24 protein-coding genes are annotated in these 21085 nt (G+C 41.7%); 4 read left to right on the plus strand and 20 right to left on the minus strand.

Annotated elements, in window-relative coordinates; translation table 11 throughout:
- Positions 1 to 12 precede the first annotated feature (12 nt).
- Entirely contained in the window at positions 13 to 282 is a 270-nt protein-coding gene (locus RDV49_RS07690) for a TIGR04197 family type VII secretion effector (RefSeq protein ID WP_037607854.1), read from the minus strand.
- Positions 283 to 430: 148 nt separating this feature from the next.
- On the opposite strand from RDV49_RS07690, the gene RDV49_RS07695 reads away from it, so the two are divergent.
- The 4 genes from RDV49_RS07695 to RDV49_RS07710 all read left to right on the plus strand — a co-directional run bounded on the left by RDV49_RS07695 (position 431) and on the right by RDV49_RS07710 (position 3298).
- Positions 431 to 1375 (plus strand): DHH family phosphoesterase, encoded by a 945-nt coding sequence (locus tag RDV49_RS07695; protein ID WP_003007030.1) that lies wholly within the window; start codon positions 431 to 433, stop codon positions 1373 to 1375.
- 96 nt (positions 1376 to 1471) lie between these two features.
- Positions 1472 to 2056 (plus strand): YhjD/YihY/BrkB family envelope integrity protein, encoded by a 585-nt coding sequence (locus RDV49_RS07700; RefSeq protein ID WP_003007027.1) that lies wholly within the window; start codon positions 1472 to 1474, stop codon positions 2054 to 2056.
- A 161-nt stretch (positions 2057 to 2217) separates the two neighbouring features.
- Complete coding sequence (locus RDV49_RS07705; RefSeq protein ID WP_003016441.1) at positions 2218 to 2460, plus strand: type B 50S ribosomal protein L31; 243 nt, start codon at positions 2218 to 2220, stop codon at positions 2458 to 2460.
- A gap of 202 nt (positions 2461 to 2662) precedes the next feature.
- Positions 2663 to 3298, plus strand: coding sequence for a hypothetical protein (locus tag RDV49_RS07710; protein WP_230454165.1), 636 nt, complete (start codon positions 2663 to 2665; stop codon positions 3296 to 3298).
- Positions 3299 to 3492: 194 nt separating this feature from the next.
- Here the strand turns inward: RDV49_RS07710 and RDV49_RS07715 are convergent, their stop codons facing one another.
- The 19 genes from RDV49_RS07715 to hemA form a co-directional block, all read right to left on the minus strand.
- Entirely contained in the window at positions 3493 to 4065 is a 573-nt protein-coding gene (locus RDV49_RS07715) for a flavin reductase family protein (RefSeq protein WP_003007016.1), read from the minus strand.
- A gap of 36 nt (positions 4066 to 4101) precedes the next feature.
- A complete protein-coding gene (locus RDV49_RS07720; protein ID WP_003007012.1) occupies positions 4102 to 4758 on the minus strand; it encodes an ABC transporter ATP-binding protein in 657 nt (218 codons plus the stop codon).
- Positions 4745 to 5536 carry an ATP-binding cassette domain-containing protein gene (locus RDV49_RS07725; RefSeq protein WP_003007009.1) on the minus strand — a complete coding sequence of 264 codons (792 nt, stop codon included), beginning with the start codon at positions 5534 to 5536 and terminating at the stop codon, positions 4745 to 4747. Before RDV49_RS07725 ends, RDV49_RS07720 begins: the two co-directional genes overlap by 14 nt.
- The gene (locus RDV49_RS07730; protein ID WP_003007004.1) at positions 5517 to 6326 is read right to left on the minus strand and encodes an ABC transporter permease; all 810 of its coding nucleotides are present in this window, start codon (positions 6324 to 6326) and stop codon (positions 5517 to 5519) included. Before RDV49_RS07730 ends, RDV49_RS07725 begins: the two co-directional genes overlap by 20 nt.
- Positions 6323 to 7261 carry an ABC transporter permease gene (locus tag RDV49_RS07735; RefSeq protein ID WP_003007000.1) on the minus strand — a complete coding sequence of 313 codons (939 nt, stop codon included), beginning with the start codon at positions 7259 to 7261 and terminating at the stop codon, positions 6323 to 6325. Before RDV49_RS07735 ends, RDV49_RS07730 begins: the two co-directional genes overlap by 4 nt.
- 143 nt (positions 7262 to 7404) lie before the next feature.
- Entirely contained in the window at positions 7405 to 9018 is a 1614-nt protein-coding gene (gene nikA, locus RDV49_RS07740) for a nickel ABC transporter substrate-binding protein (protein ID WP_003006997.1), read from the minus strand.
- 16 nt (positions 9019 to 9034) lie between these two features.
- Positions 9035 to 9844, minus strand: coding sequence for an ABC transporter permease (locus tag RDV49_RS07745; RefSeq protein ID WP_003006994.1), 810 nt, complete (start codon positions 9842 to 9844; stop codon positions 9035 to 9037).
- 3 nt (positions 9845 to 9847) lie between these two features.
- Positions 9848 to 10834 carry an ABC transporter permease gene (locus tag RDV49_RS07750; protein ID WP_003006992.1) on the minus strand — a complete coding sequence of 329 codons (987 nt, stop codon included), beginning with the start codon at positions 10832 to 10834 and terminating at the stop codon, positions 9848 to 9850.
- A complete protein-coding gene (locus RDV49_RS07755; RefSeq protein WP_003006989.1) occupies positions 10831 to 11601 on the minus strand; it encodes an ABC transporter ATP-binding protein in 771 nt (256 codons plus the stop codon). The genes RDV49_RS07750 and RDV49_RS07755 overlap by 4 nt, the downstream gene beginning before the upstream one ends.
- Before the next feature lie 13 nt (positions 11602 to 11614).
- The gene (locus RDV49_RS07760) at positions 11615 to 12376 is read right to left on the minus strand and encodes an ATP-binding cassette domain-containing protein (protein ID WP_003006986.1); all 762 of its coding nucleotides are present in this window, start codon (positions 12374 to 12376) and stop codon (positions 11615 to 11617) included.
- Positions 12377 to 12380: 4 nt separating this feature from the next.
- Positions 12381 to 13916, minus strand: coding sequence for an ABC transporter substrate-binding protein (locus RDV49_RS07765; protein WP_310744340.1), 1536 nt, complete (start codon positions 13914 to 13916; stop codon positions 12381 to 12383).
- Positions 13917 to 14020: 104 nt separating this feature from the next.
- Positions 14021 to 14632: a histidine phosphatase family protein gene (locus RDV49_RS07770; protein WP_003006980.1), complete on the minus strand. Its 612-nt coding sequence runs from the start codon at positions 14630 to 14632 to the stop codon at positions 14021 to 14023.
- Positions 14629 to 15351 carry an adenosylcobinamide-GDP ribazoletransferase gene (cobS, locus tag RDV49_RS07775; protein ID WP_003006977.1) on the minus strand — a complete coding sequence of 241 codons (723 nt, stop codon included), beginning with the start codon at positions 15349 to 15351 and terminating at the stop codon, positions 14629 to 14631. Before cobS ends, RDV49_RS07770 begins: the two co-directional genes overlap by 4 nt.
- Positions 15348 to 15932 (minus strand): bifunctional adenosylcobinamide kinase/adenosylcobinamide-phosphate guanylyltransferase, encoded by a 585-nt coding sequence (gene cobU, locus RDV49_RS07780; protein WP_003006973.1) that lies wholly within the window; start codon positions 15930 to 15932, stop codon positions 15348 to 15350. Before cobU ends, cobS begins: the two co-directional genes overlap by 4 nt.
- A 13-nt stretch (positions 15933 to 15945) precedes the next feature.
- Complete coding sequence (gene hemL, locus RDV49_RS07785) at positions 15946 to 17226, minus strand: glutamate-1-semialdehyde 2,1-aminomutase (protein WP_003006970.1); 1281 nt, start codon at positions 17224 to 17226, stop codon at positions 15946 to 15948.
- A gap of 8 nt (positions 17227 to 17234) precedes the next feature.
- Complete coding sequence (hemB, locus tag RDV49_RS07790) at positions 17235 to 18203, minus strand: porphobilinogen synthase (RefSeq protein ID WP_003006965.1); 969 nt, start codon at positions 18201 to 18203, stop codon at positions 17235 to 17237.
- Complete coding sequence (locus RDV49_RS07795; protein ID WP_003006962.1) at positions 18193 to 18918, minus strand: uroporphyrinogen-III synthase; 726 nt, start codon at positions 18916 to 18918, stop codon at positions 18193 to 18195. The genes hemB and RDV49_RS07795 overlap by 11 nt, the downstream gene beginning before the upstream one ends.
- Positions 18903 to 19826, minus strand: a complete 924-nt coding sequence (gene hemC / locus RDV49_RS07800) for a hydroxymethylbilane synthase (RefSeq protein ID WP_003006959.1) — start codon at positions 19824 to 19826, stop codon at positions 18903 to 18905. The genes RDV49_RS07795 and hemC overlap by 16 nt, the downstream gene beginning before the upstream one ends.
- Entirely contained in the window at positions 19813 to 21069 is a 1257-nt protein-coding gene (gene hemA / locus RDV49_RS07805) for a glutamyl-tRNA reductase (protein ID WP_003006955.1), read from the minus strand. The genes hemC and hemA overlap by 14 nt, the downstream gene beginning before the upstream one ends.
- Positions 21070 to 21085: the final 16 nt, after the last annotated feature.

Genomic DNA, 21085 nt, shown 5'->3' on the forward strand with positions numbered 1-21085 from the left:
TACTCTTTCAAGCTATTGAATGCTCGTTGCAGCCGCTTCATCCACTACTGTAAATCCAGTTGAAACGCTTTGCAGGTTGGTCCCAATTGACTCAATCGTCGCTGCAATTTCTTCTGCTTTGGTTTTAGCAGTATCAATGGCTTGATGGGCCGCATCATTACCAGATAATTTGGTTTGTTCATCTTTTGAAGCTGATGCAACTCCCGAAAGTGCATTCCCACTACTTTTTATAGAAGCTGCTAACTCTTGTGCAGTCTCAGCATTACTTTTAATTTCAATCATCCTAGTCCCTCCCATACTAAATCTATTCATCCATTCTACCAAAATATTGAACTAATGTAAAACCGCTTCCATAGCTCCTAATTAGTGATAAATGCTTGCTGGATGGGCCTTTTTTATGTTAAAATTGACTAAGAAAACGAGGTAATGTATGAACGTAATGAATGACATTCTTGAAAAGATTCAAGCTTATGATACGATTATTATCCACCGTCATCAAAATCCGGATCCGGATGCGATTGGGAGCCAGGTGGGCTTGCGGGATCTCCTGCGTGCGCACTTCCCTCAAAAGCGGGTATTGGCAACTGGCTATGATGAGCCGACCTTGACTTGGCTTGCTGAGATGGACGAGGTCAAGGATAAGGATTATGAAGGGGCTTTGGTGATTGTCTGTGATACGGCTAATACTCCCCGCATCGATGACAAGCGCTATACGAATGGTGATTTCCTAATCAAGATCGACCACCATCCAAATGACGATGCTTATGGTGATCTGCTCTGGGTCGATACCGACTCTAGCTCTACCAGCGAGTTGATTGCACTTTTTGCTAAGGAATTAGATCTCGAACTTCCTGTTAGTGCTGCTCGTCTCCTCTATGCTGGGATTGTCGGCGATACGGGTCGCTTCCTTTATCCTGCTACTTCGACTCGGACCTTTGAGCTGGCTGCATATCTTCGAAGCATTCCCTTTGATTTTACAGCACTTGCTCGTCAGATGGATACGATCAATCTCAAGACAGCTAAGCTTCAAGGCTATGTCTATGACCATCTTGAGATCGATGAACATGGCGCTGCGCGTGTGACCCTAACACAAGAACTCTTAAAGAAATTCGATCTACGTGATTCAGAGACTGCTGCAATTGTCGGAGCTCCTGGACGCATCGATACCGTATCTGTTTGGGCTATCTTTGTTGAGCAGGCCGACGGTCACTTCCGTGTCCGGATGCGTAGCAAACGAAAAGTGATCAACGAAATTGCCAAACGACATAATGGTGGTGGCCATCCACTAGCGAGTGGAGCCAACTCCTACTCCCTCGAAGAAAACGACCAAATCTACAAAGAGCTACAAGAAGTGGCTCGCACGAACGAAGGCTGAGAACGATTTCTCAGCCTTTTTATCTTGGTCACGGGGTTTTCATTTGATCTTTCTTATGGTGAAATAAAGCTAATACAATTTTTAAGGAGACCTATTATGGAAAAAAATAGATTGTTTATCATTATCTCTGCTGCGGTAGCGATTCTTAGCTCTTTCTTGCCATGGGCAAGCCTGAATGCTGGTGCCTTTGGTTCATACAGCTGGAATGGCCTTCGCGGAGATGGATGGTTCGTTTTTATCTTCGCAGTCGTTGCGATTGTCCTTGCTTGCTTGAACGATGTAAAATCTTCACTACCAAAAGGTTTTGCAATTGGTGTTATCGTAGCAGGCGCTCTCTCAACTATCGTAACATTGATCGATGTCTTCGGTGTGAACAAGTACGCTGTTGACTTCAATGGTTATGGCGTTTCAATTGGCTTTGGTTTGATCCTTGCTTTACTCGCATCAATCGCTATTGTTGTAACTGGTCTCTTGGCGATGTCAGGTGGTAAAATCACAAAAGGAACATTCGAAGAACTTGCTGAATCTGGTAAAGGATTTGCCCAATCTGTTGGACGCGTGACAACTTCTACTGTAAAAACTGCTGTAGATGAAATCAAAAAAGAAACACACGAACACACTGAAGGACAAGCTGATCAACCAGTTGAAGCACCAAAAGATCCAAATCAATCTGAACAATAATAATATTAGATTCACCTTGGCTTAGCCAGGGTGATTTTTTTGATCATTATTTTAAATAAAATTAGTGAAAATACTTGTCAAGATCCTGGAAATTTGGTAAACTAGCTTAGTAACAATCTATGGCTCGGAAAGAGACCATGGCAGAAAGGAAATATTGCAAAATGAAAAAAGATATCCATCCAGAATATCGCCCTGTTGTCTTCATGGACACTACTACTGGTTACAAGTTCCTCAGCGGTTCAACTAAGTACTCTAGCGAAACAGTTGAATTCGAAGGTGAAACTTACCCATTGATCCGTGTTGAAATTTCATCAGACTCACACCCATTCTACACTGGACGTCAAAAGTTCACTCAAGCAGATGGACGTGTGGATCGTTTCAACAAAAAATACGGTCTCAAATAAGAACCAACACAAAACCACTTCCCTTTTGGGAGTGGTTTTTTTGAGTTCTTCCTTTCTTATCTTACAATAGAGAAATGCACTATATCACAGAAACATTGGGACTTATCTTTCCTTAAAACCCTACCACCATTATTCTTCCATTCCGTTGGTTCGTTTTGAGAAGGAAACAGCGGATAATTTCATTCTCTGCTTTAAAAGAGAGATGCAACTGTTTGTGATTGATCTAGAACAAGATTCTGGGCAGAGCCTTTTATTTGCCCATGCTAGTCTCATAGAGCGTCAGGAGCTCTTTGATGGCATTGCTGCGGTTCCTCTAGAATCTCTGAATAGTCTCTACATTTTGGCTTTTCCTCGAGATCTTTACGAATTTTCTGCAGAAGCACGGTTAAAGAATATCGTTGCTCTCTATCAGGCGCACGAGGACGTCCTTTCTTTTCTAAAGTTGACACGTACTATAGGGGACCAGGTCACGGCTTATGAACTCGAGTGGAAAAGAACAGCAAAAAACCTGGCAGACTTTGATCCTTTTCGCTATACGAGCCGTTCTCAGGTGGAAGATCCTGATGCTCTATCGGTTGTCTCCAGTAAAGACTATGACTTCATTCCTGATTTTCATCCTTTTTTATCTAGTAAGCGAGGGAGCAAGGTCTTAAGCGTTCCTGCTGACTACCTAGACCCCAAAACTGGTCAAAGAGCTAGCCTTGAGATCATGGGCTGGTACTTGCGGGATCAGCAGCTAAAACTTCGATGGAAACCTAAACACACGCCGCAAAAGACGCTGGCGCTCTTCTCAACTTTCTATCGACATTGTCAGCAAGCACTACTTCTTTCAAGGTGAAATTTATAAAGGGGCCAGTGCTCCTGTCTTTCTGGATCAGATGGAATTCAATGTTCCACAAGGATACCAAGCTGACCTAGAAAAAGCCTACCAAAAGTTTCTAAGCATGGTAGAGGAACGAAAACGCAAAGCCCTTCTTCGAAAGGTGGCGCTTGGAAAGTAAAAAGGCTAAGGGGTAACCTAGCCTTTTTCTGCTATTCTTCATTTTCTCTGATTTTCTTGATGATGCTTCCCATTTGAACACCACCATCTTTATAGTTTCTATAATAACGGCCAGCTCCATCTCCAATATAGCTGATCGGTGAGAAAGTATCGCTCTTGAAGGTACCATCTTCGTCAATCAAGTCTTCTTCTACTTCACGACGGGTTACACGAGCGATAATATTGGTCAATGCTCCACATTCTACAAATTCAACAACTTGGCATTCAATGGAAACTGGACAAGCCGTTACCATTGGAGCGTCTACAGTTTCCCCAATTGTATAGTCTAGACCTGTAAGAGCAAACTTGTCCTTGCGGCTATTGAAACCAGCAATTTCAACTTCTGTTAAGAGCTCCTCTGTAGGGATATTCACGGTGAACGATCCGTGTTTTTTAATTTCTGTGACGGCATTTCCTTTGGTTCTCATAGCAACCACCATCATACTACCGAGAGTGTAAGTTGAACTAGAGGTCGAAATATTATAGCCATGCGCATCATCCTTGTATCCTAAGAAAAACACAGGAAATCCAAAATATAATTTACGTGTTTCAAATGTTTGTTTCACACTTATCTCCTTTTTACTACTTCTTGTTCCGAAACATCAGGTAGCTTCCGCTACGTCCTGAATTTCACGGTTAAATTGACCATTTTCTAAGATCAGGATGCGATCACAAATAGCCTGGCACAATTGCTCATCGTGGGCGATGAAGATAAAGGTATTCTGATACTTACCATGAATCTTATAAAGCAATTGTAAAATCTGAACCTGGGTTTTGGGATCCAAACCACTAAGAGATTCATCAAAAATAATGACATCTGGGTTTAGGAGCAAGGTTCTGGCAATGCAAACTCTTTGCAACTGGCCACCACTTAATTCTCTTGCTCTTTTTTCTAGTACTTCTGATGGTAGACCTACCTCTTTTAAAACAGTGTCGACCTGGTCCATCGGAAAATCTTTGGGAAGAGCTTCTAGTAAGATTTCTCTCACAGTAAATCGTGGATTGACTGCGTGAAAGGAATCTTGGAAAACGACCAAGATGCGGACGCCGTCCTCTTTGATGGAATAGGTCTTGCCATCTAAGAGAACTTGTCCTTGACTTGGCTTTTCAATTCCTAAGATAACACGTGCCAGGGTGGACTTGCCACTCCCACTTTCTCCCATAATTCCAACAATTTCACCTTTTTTGATGGATAGATTGCAATGGTCTAATACAGTTTTACCTTGATAGTTGACCGTAATATCTTTACATTCCAGCATTATTTCTGATCACCTGCTTCAAATCTTGTTCTAAGAATAATTCCTTGGTATAACTTTCTTTTGGAGCTGTCAATAGATCCTCGGTTTTTCCAAATTCAACGACTTTTCCATTCTCCAAGACCAACATATTGCCCCCGAGTTCCCTCGCCAAATAATAGTCATGGGTAACGGTAATAACCGTCTTATGCTGAGCCAGTAAGTCTTTGATCAAGCTTAGGATCATCTCACGGTTCACACGATCAACCGCTGAGGTTGGTTCGTCCAGTATAATCGTTTCTGGATCGAGACATAAGATAATGCCTAACATAATCCGTTGGAGCATGCCTCCACTTAGTTCAAAGGAGTATTGCTGGAGAACCGATTCTGGATTTGCGATCCGAACCTTTTCTAGAACCTCAAGAGCTTTCTTGCGGCATTCACTTTTGGAAAGAGTTGAGTGACTTTTTATGGTCTCATAGAAATGCGTCCAAATCGTTTGAAAGGGATTAAACATGGACATAGGATTTTGAACCAAATAGGCGATCTTCTGCCCTCTAAAGGCGTTCCATTCTTTGTCTGAAAAAGAATCTAGATGGAGATCCCCATAATGAATCGATCCGGTCTGTTTCATGTTCCGAGGGATAATCCCTATTAAAGCCTTGGTCAGTAGCGTTTTTCCAGATCCACTTTCTCCCACCACTAGCAGGGATTCCCCTAGGGGATGGGTGAAAGACACCCGATCCAGACGAGACTCCTCCTGATCGACAAGAGAAAGATCTTTAATAATGAATGATTCCATTCTTCTCTCCTTTCTCTTCGATATATTCACCAAATAGGTTAAAGGAAATGACGGTTAAAAAGATAGCTAAGCCTGGTGCGATCATCATCCAAGGCGCCACTCGGAAGTAGGCCCGCGCATCATGCAACATTAAGCCCCACTCTGAAACATTGGGTTGGACTCCAATTCCTAAGAAAGAAAAACCAGAAATCATCAGAATGATATTCCCGATGTTCATGAGAAGAATCACCAGTACGGGCTTGTAGATAAAGGGCAAAATATGCTTTTTAAGAATGTGAATGGAACCCATTCCCATGATCTGAGAACTAATGACATAGGGCTCTTGTTTGGTAGAAATGACCAAATTTGTCACAATCCTTGCATAGTAGATCCATTCGATAATGACAATGGCAATGATCATATTGCTCATTCCTTGTCCTAGGATTCCAACAGTAGCAAGTGAAAGAAGAAAACTCGGAAAGGCCATCAAGACATTGGTCAGCCAAAGAAAGGCACCTTCCATTTTTCCTTGATACCAACCTACAACCAAACCTACGATAAAGCCGGTCACTACTTCTAAGACACTAATTGCGACAGCTAAGAATAGGGAATAACGCGCACCATATAAGAGTCTCGAAAAAACATCTCTACCCAATTGATCTGTCCCTAAAATATGTTGGGGACTTGGACTTAAGAGCTTATTAGAAACATCTACATATTGCGGATCATAAGGCGCTATAAAGGAGGCAAACAAAGCAAGGAAAATCAATAGACCTAATATGAAAATGGAAAACATCACACTTTTTTTCATGATCCATTACCTCTCTTCCTTACTCGTGGGTCAATCCAGTGGTTGACCGCTTGCGTCATGCCATTGTTTAATAAGAATAATAAGCCAAATAACATCATACATCCTTGAATTAAAGGTGTATCAATCGAACGAATCGCCTCTACAAACAAACTTCCTAATCCATTCCAGGAGAACACTTCTTCAACAATCAAAGATCCTGTCATTAAATAAACAAATGTCAGACTTAATCCAGTCGCAATCGCAGGTAAGGCATTTCGAAGAATATGATGGGGTAATAGATAACGTAGTTTAACCCCTCTCATGCGTGCATTTTCAACATGTGGACTCTCCAACTGGGTCGATACGGCTTTCCGCACTAAGGCAATATATTGGCCAATCAGTGAAAAGCTTAAGGTGATACTCGGTAAGACGATACTGAGAGGTTCATTTTTACCAGATACAGGCAACCAGCCTAATTTTACGGAAAAAATAAAAATCAACATGTAACCGAGCCAAAAAGCAGGCATGGATACCGAGCTAAAGCCAATGAACCGCATGCATTTGTCAAAGAAGGAATCGGTCTTCAAGCCACTGATAACCCCAATGGGAATAGAAACGACAATGATAAGAATAAAGGAAGTCAGTCCTAAATAAAAAGTGGATAGGAAACGACTAGCAATTAAACTGACAACGGATACCTTCAGTAAATAAGAGGTTCCAAAGTCTAGGTGAAGAACTTTTACGAACCAGGATAAATATTGTTCAATCCAGGATTTATCCAAACCCAAATAGGTTCTTGCATTTTCAAGAGCCGCTGGAGTGATTGGCAAATGCCGAATTCGCAGATAATTCTCTGCTGGATCCTGCGATGTAAATTTTGTAAGGATAAAGGTGATAATAGAGATAACAAGTAAACCACTTATAAAACTAATAATTTTTTTAAAAATAGCTTTCATATCATATAAAACTTAGTTCCTAAAACAATGTGATCCGCTTTAAAAGATCAACATTGATCCTCTAAAGCGGAGTCCCATATCAAAATAAAAGGAAAGTCACTTTGATGGAGGCCACATTGTCTACTTCATTCAAGACCTTGTCCTTATTTGTTCACTTTTTCGATATAGCGAACTGGAATGGCATTTTCTTCTGGAGCAAAACGAACATTTTTCAACTCACCTGTACGATAAACAGAGATCACTGACTGATAAGTCAATGGGATATAAACCGCTTCCTCATGGAGCAAGGTCAAAGCTTTCTTATAGCCAGCATCTACTTTATCTTCATCAGCTTCTGTCAAGGTTTGTTTGATGGTTTCATCCAATTCTTTCTTAATTGGAAGGGCTTCAAGAGAAACATTTTCTGGGTGACCATGTGCAGACTCAGCTGTCAATGCTGTCATCCATGCGTGAGGGTCCCATGGAGCTCCCCAAGAGAAGGTAAGCATCATATCAAAGTTTCCTGTTTTCGCATTTGCCCAATAATCGTCTTCTTCCATGGCCGTCAATTTCACTTCGACACCAATTTTCTTCAATTCGCCTTGGAAATACTCTGCAAGATCTTTATCCGTTGCTTTTGTCGAAATGTAAGGGAAATTCAATTCCATCTTCTTGCCATCTTTGGCACGGATTCCATCAGATCCCTTCTTCCAACCAGCAGCATCCAACATTTTTTCTGCTTCTTTTTCGTCAAATGTATATGGTTTTAAGCCAGCATCTGAGTGAGGAGTTGATTTAGAGAAGATGGTATCGGCAGGAGTTTCTGCCCCCATGAATAATTTCTCTGCAATTTCTTTTTTGTTAATGGCATGGTTAATAGCTTTACGAACATTCTTATCTTGGAAGACTTCTTGTTTGGCATTCAAGAGCAACAAGCGAGTAGACATTGGTTGCGAAACATCCGTTGTATATTTCTTATCTTTCTTGTATTGAGCGAAGGTATTTAAACCAATAACACCATTTCCATAAAGCAAATCTACTTTACCAGATTCAAATTCTAAAGCACGTGTTTGGGCATCTGGAATTATCTTAATGGTTACTTCTTTCAGTTTTGGTTTTTCACCCCAGTAGTTTTCATTACGTGCAAAAGTGATGTACTCGTTAGATTTTTTATCTTTGACCACCCATTGACCAGTACCAATAGAGGATTTGATTTTATTCTTAGTTGTATCATCACCATCCGGGAAGCTGGCATCTGCTAAGAAACGAATTGGACGAATCATAGAAAGATCGTAAAGTGTGGCACTGTATGGTTCTTTAAGGGTAATTTCAAAGGTATGATCATCAACAACTTTGTAACTATCCAATACATTGGTGAAGTTAAACCATTCATGGTTTCCTTTGTTTTCTTTTGAGAAAATCGTATCGAAATTCCGCTTCACATTAGCTGCGTTGAAATCAGAGCCATCTGAGAATTTGGCTTTTCTCAAGTTGAAGGTATAGGTTTTCCCATCGTCACTAACCTTCCAGCTCTCTGCTAAGGCAGGCTCAATTTTCCCATTGTCTCCGTAACGGACAAGACCTTCATACACCAAATCTTGAATAATAAATTGATCTGGATTATATACGTGAGGATTGACATCTCCAAAGTCTTCTCCCCAGGCGAGGGTAATCTTATCTTTCTCAGCGCTGCTGTCTGAAGACTTACCATTTTGCTGGCAGGCAGCTAAACACAAAACTGCTAAACTAGTAACAGCTAATTTCCAAAAATTTTTCATTAGATAAACCTCATGATTAATATTTTTGATTCACATAAGTTTGTAGAGCATCTCCAAATTTTGTAACCAATAAAATGATCCCAATTAAGAAGATGCAAGGGAAAGCGACAATCCAGGGAGCTTCCTGGATATAGGTACGACCATCATTCATCATGGCTCCCCATTCTGGAGACGGAGCTTGCGCGCCTAGTCCAACAAAACTAAGGCCAGCAATCTCCATGATGATGGTTGAAACATTAAAGATCATGGTGGTGACAATTTGTGGAAAGAGACTAGGAACATAGTAATGTTTGATGGTCTTCCAAAAGTTATTTCCGTACATTTTTGCTGACTGAACATAGAAATCATTTTTTAAACGCAGGGTCAGCGACCGCATGATATAGGCATACTTGGTCCAAGCCGTTAAGCCAATCGCTATGACTGTTTGTTGCAAGCCCACTCCTAGCAGGCTCACAATAGCAATCACTAAGACGATGGATGGCAAGGACTGAAAAGCCGTAATGAACAAGAAAACAGCTCGATCAAACTTTCCACCTATCAAGGCACTGGTCACTCCAATAAAGGAACCAACTAGGGTAACCAAGAGGAGGATCCCAACTGCAGGCACAATGGTTTGTATCCCACCACTCAGGGTTCGAGCAAATACAGAGCGGCCCACGGCATCTGTCCCAAACCACTCTTGGCTATTCGGTGCTTGGAGGGCATTCTCTAAATGGACCTTGGTGATGCTGTCTCCTAAAAAGAAGGGAGACAGACAAGAAATCAAAAGGACCAAGAGAAGGCATCCAGCCAAGAGATAGAGGTTGCGGTTACTAACTTTTTTCATCGCTTAGCCTCCAATTCCTTTAGAACTAGCCTGTTTCTTAAAAAGAAGGAAGGGGTTTGGTTGCGAAAGACGGGCCTTAGGGTTTAGCCATGTGATCAAGGCTTGGGTGGTAAAATTGACCAGCAATACCCCAAGTGTAATCACCAGAACAGCTCCTTGGACCAGAGGATAATCCCGATTGACCACAACTGCAATCAGCATTTTTCCGATGCCTGGCCAAGAGAATAAATACTCTATAATGGCAACACCTCCTAACAGAGAACCCAGTGACAAACTCACCAATGTCAACAAAAAGGGAAGGGTATTATACAAGACATCCTTAAAAAGAATGCGACCTTCCGGTATGCCACGTCCTCTTGCGCCTTCTACTGCTGGCGACTGCAGCTCATCAATGATAGCCGTTCTCAATTGAGGAATATAGCGTGTAGACATGGTCAGCGCCATGGTAGAAATCGGTAAAATTAAGCCCCATTCATTTGCGGTTGACTGAATAGGAAACCAGCCAAGCTTGACTGAAAAGACAAGCATCAAGAGAATTCCAATGACAAAACTAGGAATGGCATTTAAAAATGCGCAGACCGTCATTATCAATCGATCCAGTCGACTACCGACATGATAGGCTGCATAAATCGAGAGAGGAAGGGATATGGCAAGGGTTGCCAGCAAGATGTGGATCCCTAGATAGATCGTATTTGGAAAGTAAAAGACCAATTGATCCCAAACTGGGGCTCCTGTACGATAGCTGATCCCAAAATTTCCCTGGAGGATGTTTCCTAACCATCTCAGATATTGCAAAATAAAACTATCGTTTAAGCCCATCTCAGCTCGTTTTATCTCTAGTAGTTCTTTGGTATAAGGAATTCCTTGCGCATTTAAGATACTTTTTGCAGGGTCCCCTTTAGCCAGATACACTAACAAGAAAGAAAGAAAACTAACACAGAGCAGGATCAAAACCATTTGAAATAGTAATTTGATGAAATATCTTGTCATGGCTCCCTTCCTTCTTCCTGATAAGGTTTCATCAACAGTTTGGTGTAGTCCGACTGAGGATTTCGCAAAACGTCTGACATCACCCCATTCTCTTGAATTTTTCCATCTTTTAGTACCATGATTTCATCACAAAATTGGCTGACCAGCGCAATATCGTGTGAAATAAAGAGAAAAGATGTTTGGGAGCTATTCTGAATCTCTTCTAAGAGTTCCATCACTCCCTCTTGGACGGTCACGTCTAAGGCACTGGTGATCTCATCACAAATTAATAAGTCAGGTTGGACCAAGAGAGCCCTGGCAATGGCCATCCGTTGACATTCTCCACCACTTAATTGGTGGGGAAATTGCTGGGCCAGGACAGGATCCAAGCCAACCCTTTCCAGGAGTTGGTGAATCTTCTCTTCCATCTCCTTCTTAGTCTTACAAATCTTAAAATTCTGGCAAACCTCTTCTAAACTTGCTTGTAAGGTCCTTTTGGGATGAAAGGCTTCTTGAGGCTGTTGAGAGATGTACTGGACCTTTTTGTAAAACTCAAGGTCAGTAAAACTTGTCAGCGATTGCCCCAGAAACTGAATCCTTCCCTCTTGCACATCCAGGAGTCGACTCAGAATTTTGGCAATGGTACTTTTACCCGAACCAGATTCTCCGACCAAACCAAGCCGATGACCCTTATTTAGAGTAAAGGACACATCAAAAACACCAGCCTGATGATGAAGTGGATCTTGATAATGATGAGTGAGATCTTTACATTCGAGTAAATAGGTCATTTGGTGACTCCTGCTACAATTTTAGTTTGGGAATAGCCCTTAGTAATTTCTGGGTGTAGGGATGTTGCGGATTTTGGAAAATTTGGTCGCGTCTTCCTTCTTCCACAATCCTCCCCTCCTTCATAACCAAGATCCTATCTGCCAACTTTTTAGCGACACTCATATCATGAGTGACAAATAAGAGGCTGGATTCTTCGGTCCTTAGCAATTGAATCAAGGTTTGAATAAACGATTCCTTGGAGAGAACATCCAGGGCACTGGTCGGCTCATCTGCCAAGAGCAATTTAGGATGAGTGGCTAAGGCCAAAGCAATGGCCACTCGTTGCATCATACCTCCACTGAGTTCAAAAGGATACTTTGATGGTACCTGTGCTGGATCTAAGCCAACCATCTGGAGGCATTCCTCTAAAGATCTCATCTTTTCTACTTGAGAGCGATGACTCTTGACGAGGTCCTCGTAATGATCCTTGATTTTACGGTTGTTGTTAAAACCTAGACTGGACTGCTGGGTCACCCAGGCCAGTTCTGTCCCTACAAAGGGATAAGAAACCCGCTTCTTTTGTGGGCTGATGGCCTGATCCCTATAAGAAATCCTGCCTTGGGTAAAGACTAAGTCATTCAAGGGAAGACCCAAAAGCAATTTTAAAATCGTTGTTTTGCCACTGCCACTTTCTCCGACGATTCCGACTGCTTCACCTGCCGAAACGGTTAGAGAAAGTTGATCTAAAATAACCTTGGACGGGGAAGAAACCGTGACATTCGTCAGTTGCAACATAGCTTTACTCCTTCGAGAGTTTATTTGTTACATGGTAATAATCTGTTGGATGGGATTCTAAATGAGAGATGGATTTGTCCATAACGATGGCAACTTTATAAAATCCAATGATTGTATAACCATGATCCTTATCCATAAGGGCTTGAATGTCCTTGCTTAATTGGATCCGTTTTTTCTGATCGGTCTCAGTTGCTAGTGCTTCGATCTTCTGATCAGCTTCCGCATTGCTATAATGACCGATATTTCCTACACCCCCAGTTTTGACAGCTGAGTTAAAGTAAGCATATGGATCGCCAATCGGAGCAGCTACTACAGCATAAGGCGTGAAGGCATAATCTTTCTCCGTTGCGACAGCACTCACTTCCACCTTACGAATCTTCGCTTCAATGCCAACCTCTTTTAATTGTTGTTGAGAAGCTTCAATGGCTAACGGCATTTCTGGTAAACGAGTAAAGGAGAGCAACTCAATCGTGACTTTCTTTCCATCTTTTTCACGGTAGCCATCTCCATCGGTATCCTTGTAGCCAGCCTCATCTAACAGTTTCTTAGCTTTTTCTACATTGAACTCATGAACACTTTTATCTAACGCAAAATCGGAGCTAGAAGGGAGCGGTCCAGTAGCTGGAACGGCAGCACCTTTAAAGAGGGATTCTGTATAGGTTTTCTTGTCGACCAAGGTATCCAAAGCTTGACGGAACTGATCATCAGCTACATAAGGATTTTCAAAGTTGTAGACATAGCTTAAGTAACGGCCACCTTCTTTTTCAGAAATTTTATACTGGCTGTCTTTTTTAAAGCTTGCTAGATTCGCATATGGGAGCCCATAAACAGCATCAACTTCTTTAGATTGAAGGGCAGCAGAAATGGCTGTCGGATCAGAGAAATATTTAATCTGAACCTGTGCCACCTTAGCTTTACCACCCCAATAGTTTTCATAGGCCTCTAAAGTAGCTCCTGTTTCTGGAGTATAGGTCTTAATAAGAAACGGACCTGTTCCTACTTGAGATTTGTCAGAGGCAGCTTTCCCATCTACGTCTACAATAACAGAATAAGGCTCTGCTAATAGATTCTTCATGATCGGCTGTTCTAATTTTGTTTTAATAGTGACGGTTTGACCATCCGAATGAATGCTCTCAATTCCAAGGTCATCTGCCGCACGTTTACTCTTTTCAATGAGTCGTTTTAGAGAGGCCTCTACCTTCGCCCCTGTCATTTTTTCCCCATTTTGGAAAGTGACATCATTGCGAAGGGTAATTTTCCACTCCAATTGAGAGGGTTGTTCAATTTTTTCAGCTAGCCAAGGTTGTGGTTTCAACTGATCATCCATTTTAAATAAGGTTTCACCAACTCCGTAACGAACAGTAAACCAGCCATTGTACTCATCTGCTGGATCAATATTGGTTGGAAACTGGGTATACCCAATGGTGACGGTTTGAGCTTTTTTTGCTTCCTCAGGTGAGGAAGGTTTTTTCGTTTTTGCACAACCAAGAAGAGCGACGCTTACTAAAGCTGTTCCTAAAAGTAATTTCCATTTTTTCATTTGTATCTTCATCCTGTTAATATAGTTTAATTGGCAAGAAAATAAAACGTAGAGAAGTACTCTCCCAATAACTGTCTTACTTTCTATATCATTTTGTGTTCTGATCACTTGTCCTGTAAATGGTTCAAGTCATCTTCTTGTTTGATGAGTCTTTCTTCCCAAGGATCATTGTCCTCTAATAACAAGGCCGTTCCTTGTGGGATATCGATCGACCAGAAATCAGCTTCCGTATTAACTAAAAACTGGTAAATCAGTCGTAAGACTCCTAAGTGCCCTACAATTACGATTTCAGGGTCCGCTGTTTCGCGAATCTCCTGGGTAATCGACCAGACTCGTTCTTTAAATTTTTGAAAAGGTTCAGCCTTAGAGGGCGTCACCTCAAAGGGGTTTTCCAGCCATTCTTCCCAAACCAAGGGAAAGGCCGCTTGAATTTCATTGGCTGTCCTTCCCTCCCATAAGCCGAAATCTCTTTCGTTCAAGGCTTTATAAGCCGTGGGATTCTGATCTGGGAAAATGATGGCAGCTGTTTCTTGCGTTCTTTTGAGCTGACTAGTATAAACTCGAGAAATGCTTCTTCCTTTCATCAATTGATGAAGGAGGGCAGCTTGTTCTTTTCCCGTCTCGTTGATTGAGACATCCGCTTTTCCATAGAAAAACCGTTTTTTATTAAAGTCTGTTTCTCCATGGCGAATCAGGTACCACTTTTTTACTGTCATATGATCATTCCTATCAAAAATATTATCTGGGCTACTTCTACTGATGCTCCTAAGGTATCCCCTGTCTCGCCATCAATCTTTTGATAAACGAACCAGCGAAAGGCTAGAGTACCAAGAATGACCAAACTATAAGCAAGGAGCCCTTTGAGCCAAAAGCCAGCAATAAGAACAGCCAGTGGGACAATCTGAGCTATGAGGATGGAACTGGTCTTGGTTCCGGAAAAGAAGTTTCCAGAGCCACCAGATTCTCTTGCATAGCGCATCTTGTAGAGCTGAATGGTCAGCCCAACCTTCCCAATCATCGATAAAGAAGCGACAATCAGCCACTTAGGCTGGGGAAGATATGGTCCCATCGCGATCATTAGGCCGTAATAGAAAATTAAGGCCAAGACACCATTACTACCGATACGGCTGTCTTTCATGATTTCCAACATCCGTTCCTTGGAACGAGAAGAGAATAAGCCATCAGCTGTATCTGCAAGGCCGTCTAAATGGAAGCCTCCCGTTAAAAGTACATCAAAGAACAAGGTTAAAATCCAGGCAATGGTGTCAGGAAGTACCAAAGATGTCAGAACAAAAAATAAGGAGGAAATGAGCCCTAATAAGAGACCAAAGAGCGTTAAAATGGGAACTCCTTTTCGAACATAGGAGAGATCAACCGCTTTTGGAATCACAATCCGACTAAAAAATTGTGTATAGATAATCAGTGCTGAAATCATTTTAACTGCTGTGCCAGTCCACAAATAACCAAGTAGACTTCACTTGCCTCCTTTGCAATCAATTGATTGACCCGACCTTGAAGATCTCTAAAGTAACGTCCTAGACGCGTGTCCGGAACAATACCGAGACCAACTTCATTGGTGACAATCCAAAAAGTAGCTTGGCGCTCTTTCATGGCAGAAAGTATCTGAGACCACTCGGCTTCCATAGCTGCCAATATACGGGCTTGTTCGGCTTTACTTAAGAACTGCTCGTCCGATAAGTAACCTTTATCGGGATACCACTCATTAACCAAATCAAAAAGTCGATTGGTGGTTAACATGGTCGCACAGTCTAATAAGTAATCGCCATGATCATCTTGTTCAATCCAAGTCGCTAAGTCCCGGTATTGCTCGAGCGTATCCCAGCTTTGTGGTCGTCTTTCTTGATGGAGCTTGACCCGCTCCTGCCATTCTGGATCCTCTTTCATCACGAGACCAGTTGCAATGTAACAAACCCCTTCCTTCTGCAAAAGTTTGGATTCAGCAAAGGAGGATTTACCACTACGAGCACCACCTGTGACTAAAACAATCTTCCCCATATTTTTCCTCTCATTATAACTGGCTAAAGGCTTTATCAAAAGCAGCTAAGGTGCGGTCTAGATCCTCATAAGAATGAGCACTTGATAAGAAGTTGCTTTCATATTGAGATGGAGCAATATAAACCCCTTCTTGCAAAAGTAGCCCATGTGCCTTGGCAAAAAGTTGATGGTCTGCTTGTTTAGAATCCTCAAAATTCAATACTGGTTTTTCTGAGAAGAAAAATCCAAACATGGTTCCAACAGAAACCACTTGAAGAGCTACCCCATGTTTTTCGGCTAAATTGCGGATGCCCTGACAGAGATAAGCAGTCTTTTCGACCGTGTGATCAAAGACTTCCTTGGTCAATAGGCGTAAGTTTTCATAACCAGCTGCCATGGCGATCGGATTCCCTGATAAGGTTCCAGCTTGATAAATATCTCCTAAAGGAGCGATTTGATTCATGTATTGAGCCTTACCACCAAAAGCGGCCACTGGGAAACCACCTCCGATGACTTTCCCCAAACATATCAAATCAGGGTCAACTTTATACAAGCCTACTGCCCCTTGATAATGTGCACGAAAACCAGTCATGACTTCATCAATAATGAAGAGAGAGCCAGCTTCTGTTGTTAGACGGCGAATCTCTTCAATGAATTCTTTATGTCCTGGAATCAAGCCCATGTTTCCTGCAATAGCTTCTACAATGACACAAGCGATTTCATGACCATGCTCTTCAAAACAAGTTCGCAATGCATCTAAATCGTTATAAGGAAGGGCAATCGTCTCACGCGCCACCTCAGGTATGACACCCGCTGAATCTGCAATTCCAAAGCTTGCTACACCAGAGCCAGCTTGAACCAAGAAAGAATCACTATGACCATGGTAGCAACCAATAAATTTCACTACCTTTGGTCTTTTGGTAATCCCACGCGCTAAACGGATGGCACTCATGGTTGCCTCTGTACCAGAATTGACCATTCGAATTCTCTCTACAAAAGGGAGACGTTCTTTAATAAGCTTGCCTAGTTTGATTTCACGTGGACTCGGTGCACCATAACTGGTTCCTTCCCATAGGGCATCTTGTACTTTTTCAAGAACATCTTTTGGAGCATGTCCTAAAATCATTGGTCCCCAAGAGAGCACGTAATCCACAAATTGATTCCCATCTACATCATAGAGATAAGATCCTTGAGCATGGTCTATAAAGAGAGGATTGCCACCGACTGCCTTAAAAGCTCGTACAGGGCTATTGACACCACCTGGGAAAATGGATTCTGCTTCCTTGAAGTAATCATTTGATTGTGTTCGTTTCATTTTTCAACCTAGCCTTTCAAATATCCTGCTACATCCTTGGCAAAATAAGATATGATTAAATCCGCTCCTGCTCGCTTCATTCCGATGATACTTTCCAGGACCACTGCTCTCTCATCAATCCAACCTTGGGCAGCAGCAGCCTTCACCATACTGTATTCCCCACTGACATTGTATGCCACAAGTGGAAGATTGCTTTGATTTCGTAAATCTCTTAAGACATCTAAGAAGGCAAGAGCTGGTTTTACCATTAGGAAATCTGCTCCTTCTTCTTCATCACTTTGAGCCTCCCGCAGAGCTTCTAAACGGTTTGCTGGATCCATCTGATAGGTTTTTCTATCACCAAATGCCGGAGCACTCTCACCAGCATCACGAAATGGTCCATAAAAACTAGAAGCAAATTTAACCGAATAAGACATAATCGGTACCATGTCAAAGCCAGACTTGTCTAAGCCTTCTCGAATCGCTGCAACATATCCATCCATGGCATTAGACGGTGCAATGATATCTGCTCCCGCTTCAGCTTGACTAATCGCTACTTGGACTAAGCGTTCCAAAGAAAGATCGTTTACAACCGTTTCACCATCTAGAATGCCACAATGTCCGTGACTTGTAAATTCGCATAGACAGGTATCTGCTATGAGAATTAAATCTGGATAGTGTTGCTTAATCAAGCGAAGAGCTTTTTGAACAATCCCATCTGGGTTAGAGGCCTCTGAACCAACTTCATCCTTTACAGCTGGAATCCCAAATATAATAAAGGATTTGATCCCGAGTTGTACACAGGATTCGACTTCTTCTAGAAGATCTGCTAAGGCAAATTGATAGACTCCTGGCATGGAGGCCACTTCTTCTTTTTGCTCTAGATTCTCCTTTACAAAGAGTGGTTGAATAAAGTCATTGACACTGAGAGTCGTTTCTCTTACCAAATCTCTCATGAGAGGATTTTTTCTTAGTCTACGATGTCTTTTAAAATTCATGTTCTTTAATCTCCTTTATGATCAGCTCAACCAATTTCACCATTGATGGACTTGAAGGAATATAGTTTACGGAAACACCACAATCTAAAACAGCTTTTGCTGTAGTCTCTCCAATAACACCAATTTGGTGATGTTTTGGCAAAGAAAGCCCTTCTTGATAAAAAACATCCCAGGCTGATGGACTAGCAAAGGTCCATACACATGGTTCTTTTAAGGATAGAAGCTCTCTTATTTTAGCGATTCCCTCTTGATTGGCAACAGTTTGATAGAGGGGCCAAGCATAAACATCATGCCCCAATTCTTGTAACATTTTTGGATAGGTTGGATTAGCAAGATCACTGTGTGGGAACAAAATAGCTTGATGATACCCGTATCGACTTGCCCACTCCTTGATAAAATCAACTCCATACTGGCTACTAGACTCAAAAGTGACATCAATATCATGTTCTTTTAATAGCTTACTAGTCTGGCTTCCAATCGACGCAATCTTTAGATCAGGTTTCAAATAGGGAAGAAATAATTTGACGGTATTGGCACTGGTAAAGAAGACCCAATCAGCTTTGTCCAGTTTGTCATCCAGCATTGGTGGAATCGGATTGCCTTGCGTGCAAATCAATGGTGCATGCATCCATCTGACTTGGTTCTGGTCCAGTAAAGTCTGTAATTCGACAGAGGGCTCTTGTTCTCTTGTAAAAATAATTAAGCTTCCCACCATTTATCCGTTAAGGCTCCTTTTTCCATTAATTGCTCCAAAGCCAGTTTGGGAAGATCGCTACCATCCTTAGACGTAAGAGCTACATAAAGGCAACGATCTTTGGCATCCGCCAACATAGTCTCTAAGTGATAGTGACCATCGATATATTGAGCATGTGCTCCTACTGGGAAGGTACAATCCGCATTCATCAAGCTTAAGAAACTTCTTTCCAATTGGATGCAGTTTTCTACTTCTTTATCATGGATAGAAGCCAATATTTCCAGAACTTCCTCATCATCTTCCCGACATTCAACGGCTAATGCCCCTTGCGAAACTGCAGGAATAAATGTCTGAGGATCTAAAAATTCTAAATTCAAAGAAGGTGACTGATCCAAATACCCGATCCGTTTTAGGCCAGCAGCAGCTAGCACGATGGCATCACATTCACCTTCTTGTAATTTTCGAATTCTAGAATCAATATTTCCACGTAAGGGTTTGAATTGAAGATCATTTCTTAAACTTTGTAGTTGCACCTGACGACGAATACTACTGGTCCCTACAACGGCTCCTTGAGGAAGAGTGGCCAAGGTCATCCCTTCTTCTCTAAAAATCAGACAGTCTCTGACATCTTCTCTCTCCGGTATAGCTCCAATGGTACAGCCATCCACAAGAATAGAAGGAACATCTTTTAAACTATGGATCGCTATATCAATGTCTTTATTCAAGAGAGCTTGTTCAATTTCCTTTACAAAAACGCCTTTTCCCCCAATGGTTTGAAGAGATACGTGTACTAAACGATCTCCCTGAGTTTTATAAGGGACCAATTCAAAGTCAACCTCAGGATGGCATTCTTTTAAGCGCTCTACCACCATTTTGGTCTGGGTCATGGCTAACTGGCTTTTTCTTGTTCCAACTTTAATGCTTCTCATGGTTTACTCCCTTTCCACTATGAAGATCGAAGATTTTTGCAATCAAGGCAATATCATACTCTGAATTTTCGCCAACAGACATTTCTTTTAATTGCAATAAAGGTTCCTTCAGGATCTGATTAATGATGCTCTTCATATGCTTGGAAATTTGTTTCTTTTCCCGTTCGGTGAGATCTGGTAGTTTGCGCAACAAACTCTCCATAGCCGATTCTTGAGCCTGAATGGCTTTTTCTCGAATTTCTTGAATCAGAGGTATAATGCCCAGTTGCTGCTTCCATTCTTCAAAACTCACTAGTTCACTGGAGATCTCTGCTTCGATATCCTTTGCAATTTCATTTCTTTCTTCAAAGAAAGCTTGCAATTCACTGGTGATATTTTCAATATTGTGAATGGTTATAGAAGAATTAGGATGACAAGTCCGAGGCAAACATAAGTCAAAAACGATAGCTCCTGCTTTTACCATATCAGGATAGAGGATATAGCCTTCTGACTTAATGGCTGTGAAAATAATATCCGCATCCTTTACAGCCTCAGCTAAATCATCCCATGAATAGGCCTGAATACGATCTTCCGTTAAATAAGGATTGGCCTTTGATAAGGTACGGTTAACCAAGCGGATAGACTGAAAAGGACGTTGTAAGACATATTTCGTCACCAATTGGCCAATTTCCCCTAAGCCAATGACAGTGATCTTTGTATTTTCATAATCAAGGTCTTCCCTATCCAACATTTGTAAAGAAGTCAACCCAATAGACATGGGGCGGGCATTGATTCGATAGACATCATGCATCCTTTTTGCAAAGGTCACTGCTTGTCGAAAAGCTTGATTAAGTACAATCCCAGTAGTTCCAGTTTCTTGTGCAGTTAAAAAGGCCTGCTTTAATTGCCCAAGAACTTGGGTTTCACCAACTATCTTGGAATCTAAACCAATAGATACCCGAAATAAATGTTCTAAGGCCTCATTTCCTTCTTTAAACGTAAGATAAGGCTCCAATTCTTCAATATCTATCTGAAACCAATCCGCTAGAAAGTGTTTGGAATAATAGCGACCAGTATGTAACTGATCAACAACCAAGTACAACTCTGTCCGGTTGCAGGTTGAAAGGATGACATCCTCCAGAATACTTTTTTCTGCTTTTAATTTTTTGAGCGCAGCAATTTTTTCCTCATCAGAAAAATGTACACGCTCTAAAACTGATAAGGGTGCTACACGATGTGTGACACCAACATATAATAAATACATTCTATCCACCTCGTTC

This window comes from Streptococcus parasanguinis, from assembly GCF_031582885.1.
GTDB lineage: Bacteria > Bacillota > Bacilli > Lactobacillales > Streptococcaceae > Streptococcus > Streptococcus parasanguinis_M.

Excerpts from the sequence above, each read along its gene's own strand:
- RDV49_RS07690 (WP_037607854.1), bottom strand. The coding sequence starts at position 282 with ATGATTGAAATTAAAAGTAATGCTGAGACTGCACAAGAGTTAGCAGCT.
- RDV49_RS07765 (WP_310744340.1), bottom strand. The coding sequence starts at position 13,916 with ATGAAAAAATGGAAATTACTTTTAGGAACAGCTTTAGTAAGCGTCGCT.
- cobU (WP_003006973.1), bottom strand. The coding sequence starts at position 15,932 with ATGGGGAAGATTGTTTTAGTCACAGGTGGTGCTCGTAGTGGTAAATCC.
- RDV49_RS07700 (WP_003007027.1), top strand. The coding sequence starts at position 1,472 with ATGGAAAAAAATAGATTGTTTATCATTATCTCTGCTGCGGTAGCGATT.
- nikA (WP_003006997.1), bottom strand. The coding sequence starts at position 9,018 with ATGAAAAATTTTTGGAAATTAGCTGTTACTAGTTTAGCAGTTTTGTGT.
- RDV49_RS07745 (WP_003006994.1), bottom strand. The coding sequence starts at position 9,844 with ATGAAAAAAGTTAGTAACCGCAACCTCTATCTCTTGGCTGGATGCCTT.
- RDV49_RS07695 (WP_003007030.1), top strand. The coding sequence starts at position 431 with ATGAACGTAATGAATGACATTCTTGAAAAGATTCAAGCTTATGATACG.
- RDV49_RS07770 (WP_003006980.1), bottom strand. The coding sequence starts at position 14,632 with ATGACAGTAAAAAAGTGGTACCTGATTCGCCATGGAGAAACAGACTTT.
- cobS (WP_003006977.1), bottom strand. The coding sequence starts at position 15,351 with ATGATTTCAGCACTGATTATCTATACACAATTTTTTAGTCGGATTGTG.
- RDV49_RS07730 (WP_003007004.1), bottom strand. The coding sequence starts at position 6,326 with ATGAAAAAAAGTGTGATGTTTTCCATTTTCATATTAGGTCTATTGATT.
- hemB (WP_003006965.1), bottom strand. The coding sequence starts at position 18,203 with ATGAATTTTAAAAGACATCGTAGACTAAGAAAAAATCCTCTCATGAGA.
- RDV49_RS07735 (WP_003007000.1), bottom strand. The coding sequence starts at position 7,261 with ATGAAAGCTATTTTTAAAAAAATTATTAGTTTTATAAGTGGTTTACTT.
- RDV49_RS07710 (WP_230454165.1), top strand. The coding sequence starts at position 2,663 with ATGCAACTGTTTGTGATTGATCTAGAACAAGATTCTGGGCAGAGCCTT.
- RDV49_RS07795 (WP_003006962.1), bottom strand. The coding sequence starts at position 18,918 with ATGGTGGGAAGCTTAATTATTTTTACAAGAGAACAAGAGCCCTCTGTC.
- RDV49_RS07750 (WP_003006992.1), bottom strand. The coding sequence starts at position 10,834 with ATGACAAGATATTTCATCAAATTACTATTTCAAATGGTTTTGATCCTG.
- hemA (WP_003006955.1), bottom strand. The coding sequence starts at position 21,069 with ATGTATTTATTATATGTTGGTGTCACACATCGTGTAGCACCCTTATCA.
- hemL (WP_003006970.1), bottom strand. The coding sequence starts at position 17,226 with ATGAAACGAACACAATCAAATGATTACTTCAAGGAAGCAGAATCCATT.
- RDV49_RS07725 (WP_003007009.1), bottom strand. The coding sequence starts at position 5,536 with ATGGAATCATTCATTATTAAAGATCTTTCTCTTGTCGATCAGGAGGAG.
- RDV49_RS07760 (WP_003006986.1), bottom strand. The coding sequence starts at position 12,376 with ATGTTGCAACTGACGAATGTCACGGTTTCTTCCCCGTCCAAGGTTATT.
- hemC (WP_003006959.1), bottom strand. The coding sequence starts at position 19,826 with ATGAGAAGCATTAAAGTTGGAACAAGAAAAAGCCAGTTAGCCATGACC.
- RDV49_RS07705 (WP_003016441.1), top strand. The coding sequence starts at position 2,218 with ATGAAAAAAGATATCCATCCAGAATATCGCCCTGTTGTCTTCATGGAC.
- RDV49_RS07720 (WP_003007012.1), bottom strand. The coding sequence starts at position 4,758 with ATGCTGGAATGTAAAGATATTACGGTCAACTATCAAGGTAAAACTGTA.
- RDV49_RS07755 (WP_003006989.1), bottom strand. The coding sequence starts at position 11,601 with ATGACCTATTTACTCGAATGTAAAGATCTCACTCATCATTATCAAGAT.